General features: G+C 52.4%; 21 protein-coding genes and 1 other annotated feature. Of the genes, 20 read left to right on the top strand and 1 reads right to left on the bottom strand.

Annotated features, from left to right (window positions below; genetic code table 11):
* Positions 1-5 precede the first annotated feature (5 nt).
* The 20 genes from DEP07_RS06980 to DEP07_RS06885 all read left to right on the top strand — a co-directional run bounded on the left by DEP07_RS06980 (position 6) and on the right by DEP07_RS06885 (position 21,973).
* Positions 6-1,250: an ATP-binding protein gene (locus tag DEP07_RS06980; protein ID WP_122964243.1), complete on the top strand. Its 1,245-nt coding sequence runs from the start codon at positions 6-8 to the stop codon at positions 1,248-1,250.
* Positions 1,251-1,355: 105 nt separating this feature from the next.
* Positions 1,356-1,706, top strand: coding sequence for an STAS domain-containing protein (locus DEP07_RS06975; RefSeq protein ID WP_063230159.1), 351 nt, complete (start codon positions 1,356-1,358; stop codon positions 1,704-1,706).
* Between the two features lie 33 nt (positions 1,707-1,739).
* Positions 1,740-1,986 (top strand) — a binding site (T-box leader).
* Positions 1,987-2,026: 40 nt separating this feature from the next.
* On the top strand, positions 2,027-4,699 hold the full coding sequence (locus DEP07_RS06970; protein ID WP_287102301.1) for a valine--tRNA ligase: 2,673 nt from the start codon (positions 2,027-2,029) through the stop codon (positions 4,697-4,699).
* A 43-nt stretch (positions 4,700-4,742) separates the two neighbouring features.
* Complete coding sequence (locus tag DEP07_RS06965; RefSeq protein ID WP_122964241.1) at positions 4,743-6,116, top strand: bifunctional folylpolyglutamate synthase/dihydrofolate synthase; 1,374 nt, start codon at positions 4,743-4,745, stop codon at positions 6,114-6,116.
* Position 6,117: 1 nt separating this feature from the next.
* On the top strand, positions 6,118-7,500 hold the full coding sequence (gene murC / locus DEP07_RS06960; RefSeq protein WP_122964240.1) for a UDP-N-acetylmuramate--L-alanine ligase: 1,383 nt from the start codon (positions 6,118-6,120) through the stop codon (positions 7,498-7,500).
* A gap of 136 nt (positions 7,501-7,636) precedes the next feature.
* Complete coding sequence (locus DEP07_RS06955) at positions 7,637-8,638, top strand: ketoacyl-ACP synthase III (RefSeq protein WP_173597475.1); 1,002 nt, start codon at positions 7,637-7,639, stop codon at positions 8,636-8,638.
* Between the two features lie 144 nt (positions 8,639-8,782).
* Entirely contained in the window at positions 8,783-10,066 is a 1,284-nt protein-coding gene (locus tag DEP07_RS06950; RefSeq protein WP_122964238.1) for a hypothetical protein, read from the top strand.
* Between the two features lie 170 nt (positions 10,067-10,236).
* Positions 10,237-10,476 (top strand): DUF4321 domain-containing protein, encoded by a 240-nt coding sequence (locus DEP07_RS27745; protein ID WP_122964237.1) that lies wholly within the window; start codon positions 10,237-10,239, stop codon positions 10,474-10,476.
* 8 nt (positions 10,477-10,484) lie between these two features.
* A complete protein-coding gene (locus tag DEP07_RS06940) occupies positions 10,485-11,075 on the top strand; it encodes a Maf family protein (RefSeq protein ID WP_287102300.1) in 591 nt (196 codons plus the stop codon).
* A gap of 101 nt (positions 11,076-11,176) precedes the next feature.
* Positions 11,177-11,875, top strand: coding sequence for a RadC family protein (gene radC, locus DEP07_RS06935; protein WP_122964235.1), 699 nt, complete (start codon positions 11,177-11,179; stop codon positions 11,873-11,875).
* Positions 11,876-11,922: 47 nt separating this feature from the next.
* Positions 11,923-12,966 carry a rod shape-determining protein gene (locus DEP07_RS06930; RefSeq protein ID WP_063230168.1) on the top strand — a complete coding sequence of 348 codons (1,044 nt, stop codon included), beginning with the start codon at positions 11,923-11,925 and terminating at the stop codon, positions 12,964-12,966.
* Positions 12,967-12,981: 15 nt separating this feature from the next.
* Positions 12,982-13,968 (top strand): rod shape-determining protein MreC, encoded by a 987-nt coding sequence (gene mreC / locus DEP07_RS06925; RefSeq protein WP_217022415.1) that lies wholly within the window; start codon positions 12,982-12,984, stop codon positions 13,966-13,968.
* Positions 13,969-14,493 (top strand): rod shape-determining protein MreD, encoded by a 525-nt coding sequence (mreD, locus tag DEP07_RS06920; RefSeq protein WP_122964233.1) that lies wholly within the window; start codon positions 13,969-13,971, stop codon positions 14,491-14,493.
* Positions 14,494-14,533: 40 nt separating this feature from the next.
* The gene (locus DEP07_RS06915; RefSeq protein WP_287102299.1) at positions 14,534-16,975 is read left to right on the top strand and encodes a peptidoglycan D,D-transpeptidase FtsI family protein; all 2,442 of its coding nucleotides are present in this window, start codon (positions 14,534-14,536) and stop codon (positions 16,973-16,975) included.
* A gap of 113 nt (positions 16,976-17,088) precedes the next feature.
* Entirely contained in the window at positions 17,089-17,766 is a 678-nt protein-coding gene (gene minC, locus DEP07_RS06910) for a septum site-determining protein MinC (RefSeq protein WP_122964231.1), read from the top strand.
* A gap of 20 nt (positions 17,767-17,786) precedes the next feature.
* Positions 17,787-18,581, top strand: a complete 795-nt coding sequence (gene minD / locus DEP07_RS06905; protein ID WP_122964230.1) for a septum site-determining protein MinD — start codon at positions 17,787-17,789, stop codon at positions 18,579-18,581.
* Between the two features lie 58 nt (positions 18,582-18,639).
* Positions 18,640-19,770, top strand: a complete 1,131-nt coding sequence (locus DEP07_RS06900; RefSeq protein WP_122964229.1) for an FtsW/RodA/SpoVE family cell cycle protein — start codon at positions 18,640-18,642, stop codon at positions 19,768-19,770.
* A gap of 234 nt (positions 19,771-20,004) precedes the next feature.
* Entirely contained in the window at positions 20,005-20,205 is a 201-nt protein-coding gene (locus DEP07_RS06895; protein WP_005832370.1) for a cold-shock protein, read from the top strand.
* 159 nt (positions 20,206-20,364) lie between these two features.
* Positions 20,365-21,144 (top strand): M23 family metallopeptidase, encoded by a 780-nt coding sequence (locus DEP07_RS06890; RefSeq protein ID WP_122964228.1) that lies wholly within the window; start codon positions 20,365-20,367, stop codon positions 21,142-21,144.
* A complete protein-coding gene (locus DEP07_RS06885; protein ID WP_287102298.1) occupies positions 21,137-21,973 on the top strand; it encodes a M50 family metallopeptidase in 837 nt (278 codons plus the stop codon). Before DEP07_RS06890 ends, DEP07_RS06885 begins: the two co-directional genes overlap by 8 nt.
* A 28-nt stretch (positions 21,974-22,001) precedes the next feature.
* Here the strand turns inward: DEP07_RS06885 and DEP07_RS06880 are convergent, their stop codons facing one another.
* Positions 22,002-22,460, bottom strand: coding sequence for a GNAT family N-acetyltransferase (locus DEP07_RS06880; RefSeq protein ID WP_353772871.1), 459 nt, complete (start codon positions 22,458-22,460; stop codon positions 22,002-22,004).
* Positions 22,461-22,548 lie beyond the last annotated feature (88 nt).

Raw genomic sequence — 22,548 nt, 5'->3', positions numbered from 1 at the left:
GAACGGTGATTCTGTGTGAACAGTGTCCGGACAATCCCTCTTGTCGCAACTGTCTTCTGGAGCTCCGTTCTGGCGGGTCCGCTCAAAAAGTGCTGCCGCCGCGCAAGGTAAAAGTGACGGAGCTTGCGACAATGGAAACAAGTCAAGCGCAATTGATAGCAGTCAGCCGGACAGCTATCGGCCTGCTTAGTCCGTCCAAACAATTGCATGGACGCATGGAGGTCGAGCTCGCTTTCGATTTTCGCATTATCGGCAGCGGGCTACAGGGAATCAACGGTGTTCCTTACTATGTCGTTGATATCGAGAAGGTTTTGCGCAAAGAAGAAGTTCTGGAGCGATTGCTTCTGGAAGAATTTCACACCTGGCATTTGCGTGGCGAATTGGACCCTACAGACGTATTAACTAATTGGAAGGATCGCGACGACGAGCGAGGACGGCTGATTAAACAGGAACTGCAAAAGCTGTCAATCCTGCGGCAAATCGAATCGATCTTCCTCTATCTTTTTGATGACGGAAACATCCGCCCGCTTGGATCGAGTCGGGCAGATCCGGATGTCGAGACACAGATGCAGCGTCTGATCAACGAAGCGGCTGTTCGTGGTGCAGGCGAATCGCTGCGGGAGCAGATCGTCAGCGGCGACGGGAAAAAAGTATTCGAGATGTATGTTTCCGATCTCCCGGACCGTACCTGTGGGATTGCCCTGATCGATGTCACGGCAGCTATCGCGGAAGAACGGATGAGAAAGCGGCGCGAATGGGAGATTTACCGCGATATTTTAGGGGTGGTTACCGCCGGAAAGCTGCTGCTGCTAAGCGACGAAGAGCTGTTTTTTTTGCTGCGGGAGGGCCGGAAATCGCTGGCGATGGACATCAAGGAGCCGGGCGATCTGGCTTTGCTCAGGCGAGCGTTCAAGCGTGCTCTTGAGCCGTTGGGGCTTGTTGCCAACCGATTGCTGCAATTTTTGGTGGCGGTTAACGAAGCGGCTTCGAATACACTCAAGCATGGAAGCGGTGGAACGATTACTTTGTACATAGCAAACGATTTGGGGCTTTGCCGGGTTGTCATTCACGACCAGGGGCAGGGGATTTTGCTGGAGGACTTGCCGCGAGCGACGTTGCAGCAAGGATTTTCGACGCGAAATTCCCTCGGTGCGGGCTTTCATGTCATGCTGCAATACTGCGATCGCATTTATTTGAGCAGCACAGCACAAGGGACCAAGCTTATTTTGGAGAGTGCGTTGCCAAGCTGATGAACATTGGGGAAAATACCAAATGTTTGCAAGTGGAGTGAACCGGGTAACATGAGAGAGAGAAAAGAATCAGGTGTACCGATACCTATTGAGAGGAGTTTGAGCATGGACTACCGAGCAACAGAGACGAACGGACAGGCGACGCTGTTTTTCGCTGGAGAGCTGGACATGGCGGTGGGAGATCGAGTGGGTGAACTGCTCCAGCAATACGGAGGGCGAAACCATTCCGTGACTGTCGATTTTCATGGTGTATCCTTTGTAGATTCTTCCGGTATTGGCAGTCTGTATTTCACAACGAAAGAATTGCTTGCCTCTGGCAAACAGGTAGAGATTGTCAATGTCCGGGAAGAAATTTTGGACATTTTAAGTGTACTGGGCTTTACCGAGGCGCTGGGCATTACGGTCGGAAAAGTAGGCGAAACCGGGTTTGACGCCAAACAGCGTGATTGTATATAATAAGCAAAGGCAATGATCCCACAACTACATATCGTATCAATGATGATCGGGAAGAGTAGGTCAGGAGCCCTTTTACAGAGAGGAGAATCAGTTGCTGGAAGATTCTCTAAGGAGACAATGGACTGAAGGTCGCCCGGGAGTTGTTTTTGGTGAACACGATGTGTCTAGCCGAAAGCGGTTCGCAGCCGTTATCTTGTTTGAGGGAACTTGCGATGGGCAGTTTTGCCTGTCGTCTGTTAACAAAGGTGGTACCGCGAAATGAAATCCTTTCGTCCTTTGGATGAAGGGTTTTTTTATTTTTTCTAGAGGAGGACCTAACTATGTCAAATCAGCCAACAACCGACATCGACCAATTGCTGCCGAAGAACTACGATCCGAAGGCAGCAGAGAGCAAATGGTATCCGTACTGGATCGAAAAGCAGTTTTTCAAGGCGGAACGCGACCCGGCGAAGCGTCCGTTCACAATCGTCATCCCGCCTCCGAACGTAACAGGCAAGCTGCATTTGGGCCACGCGCTTGATACGACGCTTCAAGATATCATCACGCGCGCCAAACGGATGCAAGGGTACAGCACGCTGTTCTTGCCAGGGATGGACCACGCAGGGATCGCCACACAAGCCCGTGTAGAAGCGACTTTGCGCGAAGAAGGAATCTCCCGCCACGACCTCGGCCGTGACAAGTTCATCGAAAAAGTATGGGAATGGAAGCATATTTACGCTTCGCACATTCGCGAGCAGTGGGAAAAGCTCGGTCTTGCCCTGGATTACTCCCGCGAGCGTTTCACGATGGATGAAGGCTTGTCCAAAGCGGTGCGCGAAGTATTCGTCCGCCTGTACGAAAAAGGGCTGATCTACCGCGGCAACCGCATCATCAACTGGGACCCGGCTGCCCGTACGGCTCTGTCCGATATCGAAGTTATTTATAAAGAAGTAAAAGGCGCGCTTCACCACATGCGTTATCCGCTGGCTGACGGTACTGGCTACATCGAAGTAGCGACCACTCGTCCGGAAACGATGCTCGGTGATACGGCAGTCGCTGTCCATCCGGAAGACGAGCGCTACAAGCATTTGATCGGAAAAATGGTCATTTTGCCGATTGTCGGCCGGGAAATCCCGATCGTAGCAGACACGTATGTCGATCCCGAGTTCGGTTCCGGCGCGGTAAAAATCACGCCTGCGCACGATCCGAACGACTTTGAACTGGGACTTCGCCATCAGTTGCCGCAAATCGTCGTCATGGACGAAACCGGAACGATGAACGAACAGGCAGGCATTTACAAAGGTCTGGACCGTTTTGCGTGCCGCAAGCAAATCATTAAAGATTTGACAGAGCAAGGCGTAATGTTCAAGGTAGAGGAGCACATTCACCAGGTAGGTCACAGTGAGCGCAGCGATGCTGTCGTGGAACCGTACCTGTCTACCCAGTGGTTTGTAAAAATGCAGCCATTGGCTGACCTGGCGCTTGCCAACTCCAACAGCGAAGAAAGCGTCAAGTTCGTTCCGGAGCGCTTCAAAACGAACTACTTGCGCTGGATCGAAAACATTCGCGACTGGTGCATTTCCCGCCAGCTCTGGTGGGGTCACCGCATTCCTGCCTGGTATTGCGCAGATTGCGGGGAAACCGTCGTATCTCGTGACGATGTAAGCGAATGTCCGAGCTGCCACAGCCACAAGCTGGAGCAAGACAACGACGTTCTCGATACGTGGTTCTCGTCTGGTCTGTGGCCGTTCTCCACGCTCGGCTGGCCGGAAGAATCCGAGGACATGAAGTATTTCTACCCGACCAATGTACTGGTTACCGGATATGACATCATTTTCTTCTGGGTAGCGCGCATGATGTTCTCCGGTCTTGAATTTACCGGAAAAAGTCCGTTTGAATCCGTGCTGATTCACGGCATTATCCGCGACTCCGAAGGCCGCAAAATGTCCAAGTCGCTCGGAAACGGTGTCGATCCGATGGAAGTGATCGAAAAATACGGCGCGGACGCTCTGCGTTTCACACTGGCAACAGGAAACTCGCCAGGGAACGACCAACGCTTTTACTGGGAAAAGGTGGAGGCAAACCGCAACTTCGCGAACAAGATTTGGAACGCCTCGCGTTTTGCCCTGATGAACTTGACCGGATTCACTTACGACGATATTGATCTCAGCGGCGAGCTGTCGACGCCAGACAAGTGGATTCTCTCCCGTCTGCAAGCGACGATCGCTGACGTGACGCGCCTGTCCGACGCATTTGAGTTTGGCGAAGCGGGCCGCGTGCTGTACAACTTCATCTGGGATGACCTGTGCGACAGGTACATCGAGATGGCGAAGCTGCCGCTCTACGGAAACGACGAAGCAGCGAAGAAAACGACCCAATCGGTACTCGTTACCGTGCTGGATCAAACACTCAAACTGCTGCACCCGTTCATGCCATTCATCACTGAGGAAATTTGGCAGGCGTTGCCGCACCAAGGCGAGAGCATTACCGTAGCTCCTTGGCCTGCGGTCAATGAGCAGTGGATTTTCGCTGAGGCAGAGGGCGAAATGAACTTGCTGATGGAAATTATCCGCAGCGTGCGCAACATCCGTGCGGAAGTAAACGTGCCGATGTCCAAGAAAATCGAGCTGATGATCAAGCCGAGCGATGCGATCTCGGCAGAGCGTCTGGCTCGCGGCGAGGAGTATATCGCGCGTTTCTGCAACCCGGAGACATTGACGATCAGTCAGGACCTGGCGACGCCGGAGAAGGCAATGTCTGCGGTTGTGACAGGAGCAGAGCTGTTCTTGCCGCTGGCTGGGCTGATTGACATCGAGCAGGAGCTGAAGCGTCTCGACAAAGAGGTGGCTACCTTGAACGGTGAAGTGGAGCGAATCGAGAAAAAGCTGAACAACGCTGGCTTCATGGCGAAAGCGCCGGAAAAAGTAGTGGAAGAGGAAAAGGCGAAGATGGCCGACTACATGGAGAAGCGCGATAAGGTCATTGCGCGACTTGCCGAACTGAAAGGCGAATGATCCGCCGTACCAACGCATATTTTTGAGAATGGAGCATTGTAGTATGCATGCAGAAGCATCATTTGTTGAATACAAAGAAGCGCTCGACTGGCTGCATGGACTGCTTCGCTTCGGCCAGCGGCCGGGGCTTGAGAGAATGCAGTGGGTACTTGAGCAACTGGGTCATCCGGAACGGAGAATCCCGTTTATTCATGTGGCAGGCACCAACGGAAAAGGCTCGACATGCGCATTCCTGACGCAAATGCTGATGGAGGCGGGTTACAGTGTCGGGACGTTCACTTCGCCGTATTTGCTAGATTTCCGCGAGCGCATTCGCTACAACGGGAGCATGATCAGCGAGGCTGATCTGCTCTCGCTGGTGAATGAAGTGAAAGTCTTGAGCGAGCGCTGCGAGCAGGAGACGGATTTTGGCTCGCCTACCGAATTTGAAGTCATTACGCTGATCGCCATTCTCTATTTTTCGAGAGTGGCGAGACCAGCTGTCGTCGTATGGGAAACAGGGCTTGGGGGTCGGCTCGATTCGACCAATGTCGTCCTGCCGCTCGTTTCTGTCATCACGAATATCGGCATGGATCATACACAAGTTTTGGGCGATACGCTGCAGGACATCGCCCGTGAAAAAGCTGGCATCATCAAGCCGGGCGTGCCTGTTATCACTGGCGAGACACGAGAGGAAATTCTCGCTGTGTTCAAGGAGCGGGCTCGCGAGACGCGAAGCACGCTGTACAGCCTGCACGAGCATTTTTTTGCCGAACAGGTAGAAGAAGAGCTGGGACAGCAGCGTTTCCGCTACGGCAGCATCCATCGGCGCGATGAATCTATCTATCGTTTGACGATGAACGGCATTCACCAGACGACGAATGCAGCGATTGCTCTGATGACCATTGATGTCTTGCGCAACTATTTTTCGTTCTTGCTGGAAGAAGAAGAAATATCGCGTGGCTTGCAACAAACACGCTGGCCTGGTCGTCTAGAAGTCGTCTCGCCAAGACCGCTTGTGATCTTGGACGGGGCGCACAATCAGGAGGGAATGGAAGCGCTGGCCAAAAGTCTGGAGCGGCTTTTGCCGAACGATGCGGGTCTGCACCTGCTCTTTTCCGGCTTGGCTGATAAACCGCTATCCGAGATGGCGAAAGCACTCGCTCCCCTCAAGGAGCGAATCCAATCCTTATACGTAACGGAATTTGACTTTCCGCGTGCAGCAGATGCAAGCACGCTGCGCGAGGCGTTTTTGCAAGGTGGATGGGCAGAGGAAAACCTCGAAGCCGTCCCGGACTGGCAAACGTTTCTCCTTTCTTGGATGCGGGAGAAGCAATCAGCGAAAGCGGATGACTGGCTGGTCGTCTGCGGTTCGCTCTACTTCATCGCCCAAGTGCGCGCATTCTTTCCCACTACAGTAGAAGAGGCAGGTGAATAGGGTGGATCAGGCTAGGCACGTCCACTTTGTGGGCATCGGCGGATATGGCATGAGTGCCATTGCCCGCGTCTTGATCGACCTTGGATACAAGGTAACCGGCTCCGATGTCGCCATGAACGATTTGGCGAAGAAGCTGGAAGCGAGAGGGGCGGTCGTTCATATTGGCCACAATGCTGCCCATGTAGAGGGAGCAGACAGTATTGTTTACTCTACCAGCATATCCCCGGATAATCCGGAGGTAGTCGCTGCGGAAGCGCTGGGGATTCCGGTCATGCACCGCTCCCAAATGCTTGCCCAGATTTTAAATGAACGAACAGGCGTAGCTGTTGCAGGCGCGCACGGGAAAACGACTACGACGTCCATGATTTCGCATGTACTGGAAGAGTGCGGCGTCGATCCGACCTTTATTATCGGCGGCGAGCTGATGAACGCAGGCACGAACGCCAAGGCTGGCACGAGTGATTTTGTCATTGCGGAAGCGGATGAAAGCGACGGTTCTTTTCTGGAATACCGACCGATGTACGAGATTGTGACCAGCATCGAGCCGGATCACCTGGAGCACTTCGGTGGCGATTTCAACAACTTGAAAAAGGCATACGTCCAGTTTTTGAGCCATCTCAAGCCGGGCGGCAAAGCCATTTTGTGCATCGACGACGCGCATGTGCGCGAGGTGCTGCCTTCCGTTGCAGGTACAGTGGTAACGTATGCAATTGATCCGTCGTTTGCAACGCAAGCCGAGTTTCGTGCCGAGGCAATCGAGTGCGGAGATCGCTGCAGCACATGCCAGGTGTACCACCAGGAAAAGCTGCTCGGCACGCTCTCGCTTACCGTACCGGGCAAACACAATATCGCCAATGCGCTCGCTGCCATCATCGTCTGCCTGGACGCCGGGCTTTCGTTTGAGCAGATCGCAGGAGCTTTGACATCTTTTCGCGGGGCGAAGCGGCGGTTCCAGATCATCGGGGAAGCGCGCGACATTTTGGTAGTCGATGACTATGCGCACCATCCGACAGAGATCATCGCGACACTGAATGGGGCGAAAGCATCCGGCCGTCGGGTCATTGCGGTGTTCCAGCCGCAGCGCTACACGAGAACGTATTTCCTCATGGATGAGTTCAGTCGCGCTTTTGCCCAGGCTGATGAAGTAATCGTCACAGACATCTACTCTCCGGCCGGAGAAGCCAAAATCGAAGGGGTAACTTCCGAGGTGCTCGTCCAAAAAATCAGGACCAACAGCCATCCGCGCGCGCAATACATTCCGACCAAGGAACAGATGCAGGAAAAACTGTTCAAGGAATTGCAAGCAGGTGACCTGGTGCTGACCATGGGAGCGGGAGATATTTGGAAGTCTGCCTACTGGTTGGCGGAAAAGCTGGAAAAATAAGAAGCATACGCAGTGAAAGACCTGGTTTCGCAAAGAGCCAGGTCTTTTTTTGGTGGACAAAAACATAAAAATTAGTACCAGATAATAATATCTAGTGTTATGATGTGGTTATAATAAACCGAGGTGATGATTCGATATGATGAACACAAGTGTTGTACCATCCCGTCTCACAGCGATTGGAACTTATGTGCCAAGCCGTGTGCTTCGCAATGCCGATCTGGAAAAAATGGTCGAGACTTCGGACGAGTGGATTTTGCAGCGCACCGGAATACATGAGCGGCGAATGGCGGCAGACGATGAATTTACAAGCGACTTGGCGATTGCCGCTGTGCAAAATATGGCGGACACCTATCAAAAAGAGCTGACGGACGTCGATCTGATTCTGGTTGCGACCAGCACCCCGGACTATCCGTTTCCCAGCGTGGCGAGCCAAATCCAGGCTCATTTTGGCATCGCCCAGGCGGGGGCCATGGATCTTGCCGCTACGTGCGCAGGCTTTACTTATGCACTGCACACAGCGAATGCCATGATCAGCTCCGGACTGCATCGCAAAGTGCTGGTAGTAGCTGCCGAAACATTGACCAAAGTGACGGATTACACTGACCGGACGACTTGCATCCTGTTTGGCGACGGTGCAGGCGCTGTCCTCGTGGAGGCGGACGAGGAGGCTCCCGGTTTCCATGCAGCTTATTTAGGCTCCAAAGGAGATGGCGGAATCCACGTGTACCGCTCCGGGCTGTCGACAAACATGGATGGCAAACAACTGACGGGCGGGGGCTGCATCGTCCAAAACGGCAGGGAAGTGTACAAGTGGGCAGTCACGACAGTGCCAGTCGGCATGCAAGCCGTCGTTGACCGCGCGGGAATCACGCTGGACGAGGTGGACTGGTTCATTCCGCACAGCGCCAATCTGCGCATGATCGAATCGATTTGCGAGCGCAGCGGCTTTCCGATCGAGAAAACGTTGTACAGTCTGTCCTATTACGGCAATACATCGGCGGCTACCATTCCGCTGGCGCTCGGGCTTGGCATTCAGGAGGGCAAGGTAAAGGCGGGAGACAAAATTTTGCTGTACGGATTTGGCGGAGGGCTTGTCCACGCCGGGCTGTTGCTGACCTGGGACCCGAAAAAGGCGTAACTGTCGAGCAGCTTTTCCGCTTTTTGGAAAGATCTGGATTTTAAACTGCTAGAGAATTTGCTAGATTTGCTAGATCATAGTCATAACCCGTCCCGCCCAGACGTAAGCTAGTACAAAGAGCCTGCAAGCTGGGAGGGCATGAGCGTGAACGGAGAAAAGAAAAATCATGTAACCGTCAAGATGAATGGAAGGTTTTGGGACGAAAAACGCGAGACACAAAAGCAGGAAGCAAGCGCAAAACGTACGCCAAAAGACGACACGCCGCGCGTGAAAATTCAGGGTCCAACCGTGATTCCGCCACAGAAAAAGGAAAACGACGCCTGGGAACGAATGATGCAGCTCAGAGGCGCAGCCCAGCGGGAGACGAGCAGGGATGTGACGCCAATTGCAGTCGAGTCATCGGAAGAGATCCCGTGGCAGGAAGAGGTTACAGAAACAACAGAAACATACGGCAGCTACAGTCACACGCCTGCCAAACGGCTCCTGTCGTTCTGGCCCAAGGCACCGATCTGGCGCACGGCTTTGACGACGGGCGGGGCTGTCGCAATCGGACTTCTTTTCGGATTTTTGGTGCTGAACATTTTTTCGCAGGAACAATTTTCGCAATCGTATGGAAGTGTGTTGAGCGATACCGTGCAAACGTTGACGGCCCAAGACACCGAAAGCGATTCGAGCGAGGAGCAGAAGCCGCCTGCTTCGTCTGAGGAGGCAGGTACAGGTGCAAAAACGTCTGGCGAGAATGCGCCTGCTGGCGAACAGCGCGATGTTTCGTTACAGGTGCCGCAAATCAGCATGTTCGTCGCACAGGCAGGTGTCTTCCAACCGGACGCCTCCAAGCAATCCGCAGTGGAGCCGCTGGCCAAGGCGGGGATTCCGCACCTGCTGTACAAAGATACAGACGGAGGCAAACAGTATATGTTCGCTGCTGCTGCCCCCACCAGAGACGCCGTACTGGGCTTTGCCAGCAGTTTGAAAAACAAAGGAATGGATGTATACGTCAAAGAATTTGCGTTTCCCGCTTTTCAGGGAGCAGTCCCGGTAAGCAAATCTGCTGCTGATGCAGAAGGGCAGAAAGTGCAGGCGTTTTTTGACAACGGCGTGAAGCTCGCCAAGACGCTTTCGGCGCAATCGGGAATGATCATTACGTCGGGACAGCTGTCTGCCACTCCGCAGGAAACAGCCGATCTGAAAGAGTGGCATCGCCAATTTTTGGAGGACAGCCGACTGATTCAGGTGCAGACTGCGTGGAAGCCGCTTTTTGAAGGAATGGTAAACGGGATCAATCAGGCACTGGCAGCCCGCGACAAGATGGCGGAAGCGAGTGCGGGAAAAAAAGGAGAAAGCGCCGAATCGTATGCGTGGCAAGTGCAGGCGGGCGTGCTCGGTTATTTGGAAAACTACGCGAGCTGGGTGCAATTGGCGCGTTGAGAGAAACGATGAGGTGGCGATCAGGCTTTCGCAAGATTTCTTGCAGGAGGCCTTTTCTTTTTATACAGTAACTACCAAGAGCAATCAGGGATTGTTTCACCCCTTCCCATTTGCTAAACTTATGGTTGGCAAAAAGAGAATCCCTTCTAAAAAGGGAGTTGGGAAAAGGAATGGGGAAAGAAACGCTTACACTCGTGTTTCTACTGGTAAGTGGTCTACTGTTTGGCAGCATCGTCGGGGAAATTCTCGGTCCCTGGGTGCCTTTTTTGACCAAAAGCAAGATGATCACATGGTCACCTGCGGCAGATTTAGAAATTTTGAAGTACGACCTGAACTTTCAGGTAAAACTAAATCTAGCCAGTATCGGGGGACTTGCCCTCGCGTTTTGGATACATCGACGGATAAAGTAGGTTGAAAAATGACGACGAAAAAACAGGATACTCTCATTCTTGCTTCATCATCGCCTCGCCGCAGAGAGCTGTTGCAGGCGCTGGGGATTCCGTTTACGGTAATGACGAGCGATGTCGACGAGACGACTGCGCCAGGCTTGTCTCCAAAAGAAGTAGTGGAAGAACTGTCTCTGCGCAAGGCAAATGCAGTGGCCGATCGCTTGACAGAAGGCGTCGTTCTCGGGTCCGACACGATTGTCGTTCTGGATGGACAAATACTGGGCAAGCCAGAAGACGAAGCGGACGCGTTTCGCATGCTGTCCATGCTTCAGGGGCGAGAACATACCGTTTACAGCGGAGTGGCCCTGATTGACGCAGCGACTGGACGCTCTGAGGTGGCGCATAGCCATACCCAAGTGAAGATTCGCCCGTTGAGCGAAGCAGAGATCAAGTCGTACATTGCAACGAAGGAGCCGATGGACAAGGCAGGCTCCTATGCGATTCAAGGAATCGGAGCCACGATTGTGGAGGGGATCACCGGAGATTACTTTACGGTAGTCGGATTGCCGCTGTGCTTGACCTCCAATCTGCTTGCGCGTTTCGGGATGTCCATTTTGTAAAGTTGTTTCGCTTTATTAAAAAGTGACAACGGCCAACCGCCCCATGACCTTCATCAGAGCCAGCCGTTGACGAATTTGAAAGAGGCTGGAGGCGGCGAAAAATGGCAGCAAATACCTGTAACAAAACAGACGTCAAAAACGTCCCTTACTATGACCGTCCACGTGAACGACTGCTTCGCGAAGGAGCGGTCCATCTGTCTGATACAGAACTTCTTGCCATTTTGCTGAGGACAGGCAGCGAGCGGGAGACAGCCTATCAGTTGGCGCAGCGATTGTTAGCCAAATTTGGTGACTTGCGTGGATTGGCGCAAGCCTCTCACGCTGAGCTGAGAGAACTGAAGGGGATCGGCCAGGTAAAAGCGGTTGAACTGCATGCCGCTTTTGAACTCGGACGCCGCTTGGTGGGCATACCGCGGATAAGCCGTGCCTCCATCCGTTTGCCGCGCGATGTAGCTGACCTGATGTCGCCTGAGCTTGCTCATCTGACACAGGAGCACTTTGTCTGCCTCTTTCTAAATACGAAGAACCACGTGATTGGCAAGCAGACTATTTTTGTAGGCAGTCTGGACGCTTCCATCGTACACCCTAGAGAAGTCTTTAAAGAAGCGATCCGTCGTAGCAGCGCATCGGTGATTTGCCTACATAACCATCCGAGTGGAGATCCGACACCTAGCAGGGAAGATATCGCGATTACGCACACATTGCGTGAAGCGGGCGAACTGGTAGGGATTTCATTGTTGGATCATGTGATTATCGGGGATGGCAGGTACGTCAGCTTAAAAGAGCAAGGGTACTTGTAGGAGTTAATAATGCTTGTCATTTGTATATTATTGGAAGGAGTTTTTTTATGTTTGGTGGATTTACACGTGACTTGGGGATTGACCTCGGCACTGCCAATACACTTGTTTTCGTCAAGGGAAAAGGAATTGTCGTGCGTGAACCTTCTGTAGTAGCGATTCGCACGAACAACAATTCTATTGAAGCGGTGGGAAATGCGGCCAAAAGCATGATCGGCCGTACACCTGGAAACATCGTGGCTGTTCGTCCGATGAAGGACGGAGTGATCGCAGATTTTGACACGACAGCAACGATGATGCGTTATTTCATTAATCAGGCTCAAAAAAACCAGGGCCTGTTCAGTCGTCGCCCGAATGTAATGGTTTGTGTGCCTTCTGGCATTACCGCTGTAGAGAAGCGCGCCGTTGAGGATGCGACGAAGCAGGCTGGTGCGCGCGAGGCTTACACGATTGAAGAACCGTTCGCAGCGGCTATCGGAGCCGATCTGCCTGTTTGGGAGCCTACCGGAAGCATGGTTGTCGACATCGGGGGGGGTACGACAGAAGTAGCGATCATTTCTTTGGGCGGGATTGTTACTTCCCGTTCCATCCGCGTGGCTGGAGATGAGATGGACGAGGCGATCATCCAGTACATCAAGCGTCGCTACAACCTGATGATCGGGGAGCGCACAGCAGAGACCTTGAAGCTGGAGATTGGCTCCGCCATCGCACCGGAAGAACCGGAGAACGTCGATATTCGCGGTCGCGACCTCGTAACAGGCTTGCCTAAGACGCTCTCTGTCAGCAGCACGGAAATTGCCGAAGCCCTGGCAGAGACAGTCGCAGCGATTATCGAAGCCGTGAAGGTGACTTTGGAGAAGAGCCCGCCGGAACTTGCGGCAGATATTATGGATCGCGGGATCGTGTTGACAGGTGGTGGCGCGCTTCTGCGCAACATGGATCGTCTGCTCAGCAAGGAAACAGGTATGCCCGTGCACGTTGCGGAAAATGCGCTGGATTGCGTAGCGATCGGAACAGGTCGGGCATTGGAAAATATCCACCTGTTCAAATCGAAACAAGGCATCACCTCTTCCCGACAAAAACGGGGTAAATAAACGGAGGTTTCGGGCATGTCGTTTTTCGGGAATAAGCGGCTAATTATTGTACTTGTAGGCTTGGTCCTCTTAATCTCCGTCGTTGGCTTCACTTCTCGTGAACGGGATAACCTGACATGGCCAGAAATGTTTTTCAAAGATACGTTCAGCGTGGTGCAGGGCTTGTTTTATCGCCCTGCCCAAGCTGTTTCTGGCTTTTTTCAGGAAATTGAAGAAGCGTACAGTGTATATGAGGAAAATAAGGCATTGAAGGCGGGACTGGATCATTATGCCCGTTTGACAGCAGAGTTGCACGATCTCAAAGCGCAGAATGAACGGCTGCGCAAAGACCTGGAAGCGAAAAATACGCTGAAATCTTCGTATAATCTCCTGTTTGCGGAAGTCGTGGCTCGCAATCCCGATACGTGGAACAACGTGATTACGATCGATCTGGGGCTGAAGAGCGGCATTAAAAAAGATATGGCGGTCATTACGGCAAAAGGGATGATCGGGCGTGTACAAAGTGTTGCCAACTTTTCCGCTACGGTTGAACTGTTGACAAGCTATGAGCGGCGCGATCACATTTCAGCCGATATTCAAGCCACACAAATTGTGGACGGCAAAACGATTTATGAGCCTATCAGCGGCGTCATCGAGGAATACGACCCGCAGGAGCGCTTGCTCGTCATGCGCAAAATTCCTTGGGGCAAAAAAATCGAACCGAAGCAACAAGTCATCACCTCCGGGCGCGGGGGAGTCGTTCCGCGGAATTTGCCGCTTGGCTATATTGTTCGGATCGTCCCGGATGACTACGGGCTGACTCAAACGGCTTACATACAGCCAAGCGCAGATTTTTCGCAATTGAGCGAAGTGATGGTGGTAGAGCGTGACTTTACCATTTCCCCGAACGGAGAGCTGATTCCGAAGCAGCCAACTGGAGAGGCGCCTGCGACAGGAGGAAAAACGGCAACGCCCAATTCGACAGGAACACCTTCCACTGGAACTGGCGGAGGTGGACAGTAGATGGCGAGGTTTTTATTGACACTGGGTGTCGTGGTCTTGTTTGTTCTGGAAGGGACAGTCATGCAGGTCCTCTCACCTGATCTATGGGGACTGTCATGGATGACAGTCCCTCGCTTCGCGCTCGTATGCTGTATTTTCATTTCCATGTATCTCGGCAGACGGGAAGGGCTGTACTACGGGTTGGCATTCGGATTTTTGCAGGATGTTTTGTTTGGACAAGTCATCGGCATTTATACGATGTCGATGATGGTTGCCAGCTATTTTGCCGGCTTGATTGTCTTGCTGTTCCAAAGGGGCATCGGAATGGTGTTCGTGACAAGCTTTTTGATTTTGTTTGGACACGAGTGGCTCTTGTACTCTCTGTACCGTCTGTTCTCGGTCGCTCCTTACGATGTGCAGTGGATTCTCACTCATCAAATTTTGCCAAGTGTATTGTTGAATCTCGTTTTTGGCCTGATTGTGTACGTGCCGATCAAGAACGGATGCAACAAGGTACTCGCCAAAAAGGAAATGCACATGGACTGAAATGGAGACGGGGAATTTCCCGGAAAGGAGAGGATCACTCGTGGAAGAAACCAAAGAACCCAAATCGCACATACCCGTGCGTCTTAATATTTTGTTTCTGATCGTCTTCCTGTTTTTTGCTGCGATCATTTTGCGGCTCGCTTTCGTCCAACTGGTTGAAGGGGAGCAGTATCGGCATGAACTGGAAAAATTCAGTATCCGCGAGTTGCCAATCCCTGCTCCGCGCGGACGAATCATGGACAAAAACGGCGAGGTGCTCGTATCCAACAAGCCTGTTTACACTGTTCAATACGTCGAAGAGCAAGGACAAGACATCGATGAAGAAAAAGTCGCTGACCGACTCGCGAAAATCCTGATTCCTGATATCGGAAAAACGGGAACGGACAAAGAGTTGCTCAAAAAGACGATCGACTTGGGCTCCACTTTGCCGATTGCTTTTAACAATGAGGAAACAAACGCGTTGAAAAGCAGAGTAGCTGCCAAGCTGCAAGCTGTTCCCAAGCAGGAAGCGGTGGACAGCATGTCCGATTTCGAGCTGGTGAAGACGGCTCTGTATGTAGGGTTGCGCGTACGTTCGCCATTTGATGACAAGCAGCGAAAAGACGTGATCAAAAAGCTCAATGCCAACAACAAGAGCGCAGAGAAAGCCTTGACGGAAGACAACGTTTCCGATTTTGAGCTGCTGAAGATGGCGATCGGCGCCAACATGCAGCTGACGCTCACGTTGGACAAGGAAGATCGCGATGCCCTCAGCAAGGAAGTGAAGGCGCAAATTCGCAAACTGCCTGCCCCCAACGGACTGTCTGACAAATCCGACATGGAGCTGTTGCGTTACGCCTCGCTGTTTGAACTGGATGTACAACTTCCGCTCAAACCGGAGCAGCGGCAATTTCAATGGCACAAGCTCTCACTTTTGCAGGAGATGCGCTCGCCGCAGATGGCGAGCTATATCCCGCGGCGTGTGAAGGTAAACATCACAGACAATGAGATGTTTCAAATCGAAGAACGCCGTACAGAGCTGCCTGGGATTAGCGTTGTGCTGGAGCCTGTCCGGCAAATTTTCCGGGACCCGGATGGCTCTGCTTTCGGAACGCACTTTCTCGGCTACATCAACGCGATTCGCCCCGAGAGCCTGAAAGAGTATCAGGCGCAAGGCTACAATGCGATTGACCGCGTTGGTGTCACTGGACTGGAAAGCTCCTATGAGAGATATTTGCGCGGCAAGGACGGCGTCATGGATGTCTTCGTAAACAAAAACTCGGAGACGGTGAAAAAGGAAATGCGGCCGGGAAGAGAGCCGGAGCCGGGCAACGACCTCGTGCTCGCGATGGACTGGCGCTACCAGAGCAAGGTGGAAGCGATCCTGAAAGAAGAGGTAGAGGCGTTTAAAAAGCGGCCTACTACACCAAAAGAGTTCAAGGATGCGCACGTTTTGGTAATGAATCCGAATACGGGCGAGATTTTGGCGATGGCCAGCTACCCGGATTACGATTTGAACCTGTACTACGATCGCAAGGCGTTCAACGAAAACTACACCTCGCTCATTTTGCCGAACGAGTCCAACCGGTTCATTTATACACCGTACCCTCCTGCCTCTACTTACAAGCCGTTGTCAGTCATGATCGCGTTGCAGGAAGGGCTGACGACGCCAAGCGAACCGATTAATGACCGTGGGGGCTTGAATGTCGGTACTTCTTACAAGCGCAACTGGAAGGCTGGCGGACACGGTATCGTCAACGCGCGCCGCGCTTTGCAAGTTTCGAACAATACGTACATGTACGAAATGGCGATCCGCTTGGCGAGAAAAGGTAAAGAAGGCTGGGAGAAACAATTTTCCGTGCTGGATTACTACAATGCCCAGTTCGGACTTGGCGTCAAAACAGGCATTGACCTGCCGGGCGAGAAGACAGGCTGGGAAAACCCGAACCTGTACTACGGGAACTTGGCTGACGCGATGATCGGTCAGTACGATTTGTTTACACCGATACAGATCGGGCAATATGTCTCGACGATTGCCAATGGCGGGTACCGGGTTCGTCCGCACCTGGTCAAGGAAATACGCAAAGGCACGACCGATCCGAAGCAAAAAGGACAGACGCTTGCACAAATTGAGCCGCAAGTTTTGAATCGGGTCAACATCGATCCCAAGTACATCCAGGTCGTAAAAGAAGGGATGCGCATGGTTACGCAGCCAGGCGGTACGGTTCAGCGTTTTAACGGGTTGCCGTTTGCCGTGGCGGCGAAATCCGGTACAGCGCAGACCGGAAAAAGTGCGGAAAACGCGCTGGTTGTAGGCTTTGCGCCGTATGAGAAGCCTCAGCTCGTGTTTGTCGTCGTCGCACCAAACAGTTTGCGGGACGGGACATCCAGTTCGGATGCGACTGGTCCGATCGCGCGCCGTTTGCTGGAAGCTTACAACGAATTGAATCCGGGAGTTTTGACAAACGGAGTACCGATTCCAAATCCGCCCTCCTCTAAATAAATAACGGGACGAGACCTTCGCCCAGCAGCATTTGACCCGATTCGGCAAATTTTTCATGCAGAGCAGGAGAAATCTTTCTGTATGGCGAATGGTATCGGTCGAGGTGAAACCGGGTGACGACTGTGAAAAGCAAGGTCACAATCAAAGGGACTAAAGAAGGTCTCGTCTTCTTTATGGATGATGCCTGTTCCTTCGACGAACTGCTGGCCGATGTGCGTGAAAAAATAGAGCATAGCCACCAACAGATATTGTCGGGGCCACTGATACGGGTATCCATAAAATTGGGGAAACGTTACTGCACTCCTGAACAACAGGAGCAGTTGACACAAATTATCCGGCAAAAAGGAAACCTGGTGATTCACACGATCGAAGCCGACGTGATCACACGGGAGGAAGCTTTTGCTGAACGCCTAAAAACCCATTTTTCCATACAGGTAAACACCGTTCGCTCTGGTCAAGTATTGGAGTTTGACGGAGATTTGCTTTTATTGGGGGATGTCAATCCCGGGGGAACGGTTCGCAGTACAGGAAGCATTTATGTGCTAGGTCATCTGCGTGGTTACGCCCATGCAGGTATTTCCGGCGATGCACAGGTGATTATAGCGGCTGCGGTCATGAGTCCTACCCAGTTGCGGATTGCCGATGTGATCAGCAAGCCTGGAGAAGAATGGACGAATCATTCCGGAGGGACAGAGTTTGCCTATCTGGACAATGAGACCATGCTCGTAGCAAAAATGAACTACTTGTCGCGAATACGCCCGGATCTTGGCGCGAACAAGCGTGAGGGTTGAGGGAAAGAGGAGGAACGGACGTGGGTATTGGAATAGTCGTAACTTCAGGAAAAGGCGGCGTGGGCAAGACGACCACATCCGCGAATTTGGGAACAGCACTTGCATTGCTGGGCCAAAAGGTGTGCATGGTAGATACTGATATCGGTTTGCGCAATCTCGACGTGGTCATGGGTCTTGAGAACCGGATCATCTACGATCTGGTGGACGTGGCAGAAGGCGCTTGCCGACTTCCGCAAGCGCTGATCAAGGACAAGCGCTTCGAGAACCTTTCCCTGCTGCCTGCTGCCCAGACAAAGGACAAATCGGCAGTCTCGCCTGAGCAGATGGAGGAAATCATCACGCAGCTCAAGCGTGAATTTGATTACGTGATTATCGACTGCCCGGCAGGCATCGAGCAAGGTTTCCGCAACGCAGTAGCGGGAGCCGATCAGGCCATCGTCGTGACGACTCCAGAAAAGGCGGCTGTCCGTGACGCGGACCGCATTATCGGCCTTTTGGAGCGGGAAAAAGTGGGGATGCCAAAGCTCGTCATCAATCGCGTGCGCTCTCACATGGTAAAAAACGGCGACATGCTTGACGTGGAAGATATTTTGGATTTGCTTGCCATTGACTTGATCGGTGTCGTGCCTGATGATGATCATGTCATCAAATCGGCCAATCAGGGCGAGCCTGCTGTCATGAATCATGAATCGCGTGCGTCGATCGCGTATCGCAATGTGGCGCGCCGCTTGCTCGGAGAAGCCGTTCCTCTGCAACCGCTGGAGGAAAAGGCTGGGGTCTTCACGAAAATGCGCAAATTTTTTGGGTTAAAATAGGGTATACTTGGCTCCCCTTCTGTTAAAGAGGGGAGTCACGTTTTCTAGGAGGAAAAACATGGACCTGGAAAAACGACATTTAAAATCGATTGACTGGACCATTATCTTGATTTTGGCCGGGCTTGGCATCTTCAGTTACTTGGGCATTTCCGGATCAGCTGCCGGATTGGACACGGCCCATCGACAGGTGATGTGGTACGTCATCGGATTTATCGTGCTCGGAGGGGTATTGCTTTTTGACTATCGGCTCTTTCACAACTTCTCCTACGTCTTGTACACGTTGGGGCTGATTTTGCTGATCGGAGTCTTTAAGACAACGCCGATCAACAACACGACGAGCTGGTATAACTTGGGGCCTGTGTTGTTCCAGCCTTCAGAACCGATGAAGCTGTTTACGATTTTGACGGTCGCCCGCTTCATGTCCAAACGGGCGGAGGACCCGGATCGTTTTTACTATTTTTACAAGCTGATTCCGGTAGCGGCTCTCGTAGGCGTTCCTTTGCTTTTGATTTTGGTGCAGCCTGACCTGGGAACAGCGATGGTCTTTACAGGGATGCTTGCTACCATGCTGATCGTCGGTGGAATCCGGATGAAGCATGTATTGTACTTGGGCGGCATTATCGGCAGCTTTTTTGCGGCGATGACGCTTTTGTACGAGTACAAGCAAGATGTTTTTTTCAAGATCATCAAGCCGTACCAGTGGGATCGCGTCGTCTTTTGGATGGACCCCGATCTGGACCCGATGGGAAAAGGCTTTCAGTTGAAGCAGGCACTGATCTCGATTGGTTCGGGCCAACTGTTCGGAAAAGGCATTAACACGCCGACACAGGCGAGCTTTGGCTGGGTGCCTGTCGGGGAAAGCGATTTTATTTTCACGGTCATTGCCGAAAAGCTCGGCTTCATGGGCGCAGGGCTGTTGATGATTTTGTTCTTCGCCTTGATTTACCGCATGATTCGCATCGCGATGGAAGCGAAAGATCCGTTCGGCTCCTACGTGGTGGCGGGCGTGGTGGGGATGCTCACCTTCCAGATTTTTGAGAATATCGGCATGACGATCCAGTTGATGCCGATTACAGGGATTCCGTTGCCCTTTATCAGTTACGGGGGGAGCTCGTTGATCACCAACTTTTTGATCATCGGGGTTGTCCTCAATATTGGCATGCGCAAGGATAAGTTGCGATTTGACTAAATGCGTGACAAATCGGAAAGTATATGATAAAATCATCCTAAGTTAACCATTTTTACAAGTTATAGTGGTTTGGATGATTGGTTATGGAGTCGTACGGTTGTGAGAGACGTCACCATTGGTCAATCGCAATTTGTCCGACTTTTTTCCTTGACGCAAAAGGCTTATCTGTAAAAAAGGGGTTAACGCTACACTCTTTCGCCTCATGGGGCGTAATGTTCAGGGAGGTTTTGTTTCATGCAACAAGGTATCGTAAAATGGTTTAACGCAGAAAAAGGATACGGTTTCATCCAAGTTGAAGGTGGAGACGACGTATTCGTTCACTACAGCGCGATCCAGTCTGAAGGTTTCAAATCTCTGGACGAAGGTCAAAAAGTTGAGTTCGAAATCGTTCAAGGTAGCCGTGGACCACAAGCTGCTAGTGTAACTAAACTGTAAACTTCGACAGATTCAGAGACAGTCTCTCAACAGGGAGACTGTCTTTTTTGCATTTTCGCCATACGCGAGAGCAACGAAGAACGCACGAGGAGACGACGGCATAAAGCGGGTAGACAAGTCATAAGATGGAACAAAGGCTTGGCCTGCGGAGGGATGGACATGTTTGGTGGAGCAAATCGTGTAAAAGAAAGACGGCGGGAGCGACTGGAGCGAATCCGTACACAATCACGAGACAGTTTCTCTCCTTACGTGGATGATTGGAAAGATCCCATTGATGTGCAGTCTGATCCATACGATTTTCCCCTCAGGGAAAATGATGAGGAAAACAAGCCGCCTTCTCACGAAAAATGGGGGCTGCAAGTGTTTGCTTCCATTCTTTTGCTGGGAACGGCCTATTTATTGTTCCAGACGTCCTTGATTCCTGCCAACTGGAAAGACTCTGCGCGCGAGGTCATGACCCGGGATTTCAATTTCACTGGCGTAGCGGATTGGTACGAGGCGCGTTTTGGACCGATCCCCACCTTGTTGCCTGCGATGCAGGGACCGAGTGCGGTTCCTGCAACCAGCACAGCCAAAGATGTCGCTGTCTGGCGGCTGCCGGCAAGCTGGAAAATCGTGAAGCCGTTTGAACTGCAAAACGCCAAGGTCGTATTGGATACGGGCTTAGGGGAGCAAGTGAAGATCGGGGAGGCCGGGTGGGTTACGTACGTCGGAGAGCAGTCTGGCTTTGGCACGACTGTGATCGTCCGGCTGACAAAAGGCCGGGAAGTGTGGCTCGGCAATCTGGACAGCGTCGGGGTGACAAAAGACGAGGTGCTATCACCCGGTCAAGTGATCGGCACAGCGCGGGTGGTGAACGGAAAAGAGCGTCACCTGTACTTTGCGGCCAGGGCAGAGGAAGAGTTCGTCGATCCGCTGGAAGTGATCCCGTTTGAATAGAGGGGGATGGCTGGACATACGCTTTCGCATTCACCTGCTCTTCTGGGCGGTAATCGGTGTGTCTGTGCTGACAGGCCACTTTTTGGAAGTAATTACGCTGTTCGTGATCGTGCTCATACACGAATTGGGACATGTGGCAATGGCTCGGGAGTTGGGGTGGAGAGTGCATGAAGTCCAGCTGCTCCCTTTTGGCGGAGTGGCGACAGTAGAAAACAGCTATGCGACAGACCCGATGGATGAGATTGTCGTAGCGTTGGCCGGGCCGTTCATGAATGTAGTGATGATGGCGGCATCGTACCTGTTTTGGTATACAGGTGTCTGGACGGAGGACTGGTCCCGGTTTTTTCTCGTCAGCAACGCCACGATTGCTTTGTTCAATCTGCTGCCGATTTGGCCGCTGGATGGCGGGAGGATCGTGCTTGGGGTGCTGTGCTGTTTTTTGTCTTATCGGCAGGCAGCGATCGTCTCCATGACGGGCAGCACCCTTTTGGCTGGCATCCTGGTCGGGGTGTCCGGCTTTGATCTGAAGCTCAACCTGATCATCATCGGGCTGTATTTGCTGGCGATGAACATTCAGGCATTCGTCTGCTTTCCTTACCAGTTTTTTCGCTTTCTGGTGGAAAAGTACGGGCGCAGGCAAGAGGAAACAAACGTACAGGCTATTCGCGTCCGTCCAGAGGAGACGGTGTTGGCTGTATCCCACAAGCTGCGGCGTGGCCGCTCTCACCTTTTTTACGTACAGGGGGCGGGGCTGTTGGCAGAGGAGCAGCTGCTGCACGCCTTGTTATTCGAACAGAAACACGATGCTGCGGTCGGCAAGCTCCTCTAGTTTTCAGCGGGAGATGGGCGCCACTCCATCAGCAGGCAATCGCGCAAGCTTCCTTCGTGCCACTCGTGCCGGGGAAGCTTTTTCTTTTGGCGAAAACCGCATTTTTCATAGCAGCGGATCGCCCGTTTGTTCCATTCTTGCGGTCCATGACAACGACCGCTGCTCCCAACTGGTGAACATAGCGGATTACAGCCTGTACCAAGTCAGCACCTATCCCGCGATTCCAGTAGGCCGGCTCGCCGATAAACTGATCCATGCCGTAGACGATCGTGTCTTTGGCGTAACCGTACTCTTCCTTGGTCGCAGGATCGAGCGGATAAAACTGGAGGTAGCCGACAGGGACCGCTTCATGGCAGACGAGACAGCGCGTCACGCCTTCATCATCGTCTGTGGAATAAAAATGCTCCTGGACAAGTGCGGCGTCATGGGGGCGGTCACGGCCTTCGTAAAAAGCGAGAACCTGCTCGTCCGAGAGCCATTTGAGCAAATGGATGGCATCGTCGGGCACAAGGTGTCTGATGGATTGCTCCGCTGCGATGACTTTTCTTTTACGGCAGGCTATGATAGATTACTTC

The organism is Brevibacillus sp. (assembly GCF_003521185.1).
In the GTDB taxonomy this organism is placed as follows: domain Bacteria; phylum Bacillota; class Bacilli; order Brevibacillales; family Brevibacillaceae; genus Brevibacillus; species Brevibacillus parabrevis.
This window is presented reverse-complemented; position numbering and strand designations above follow the sequence as displayed.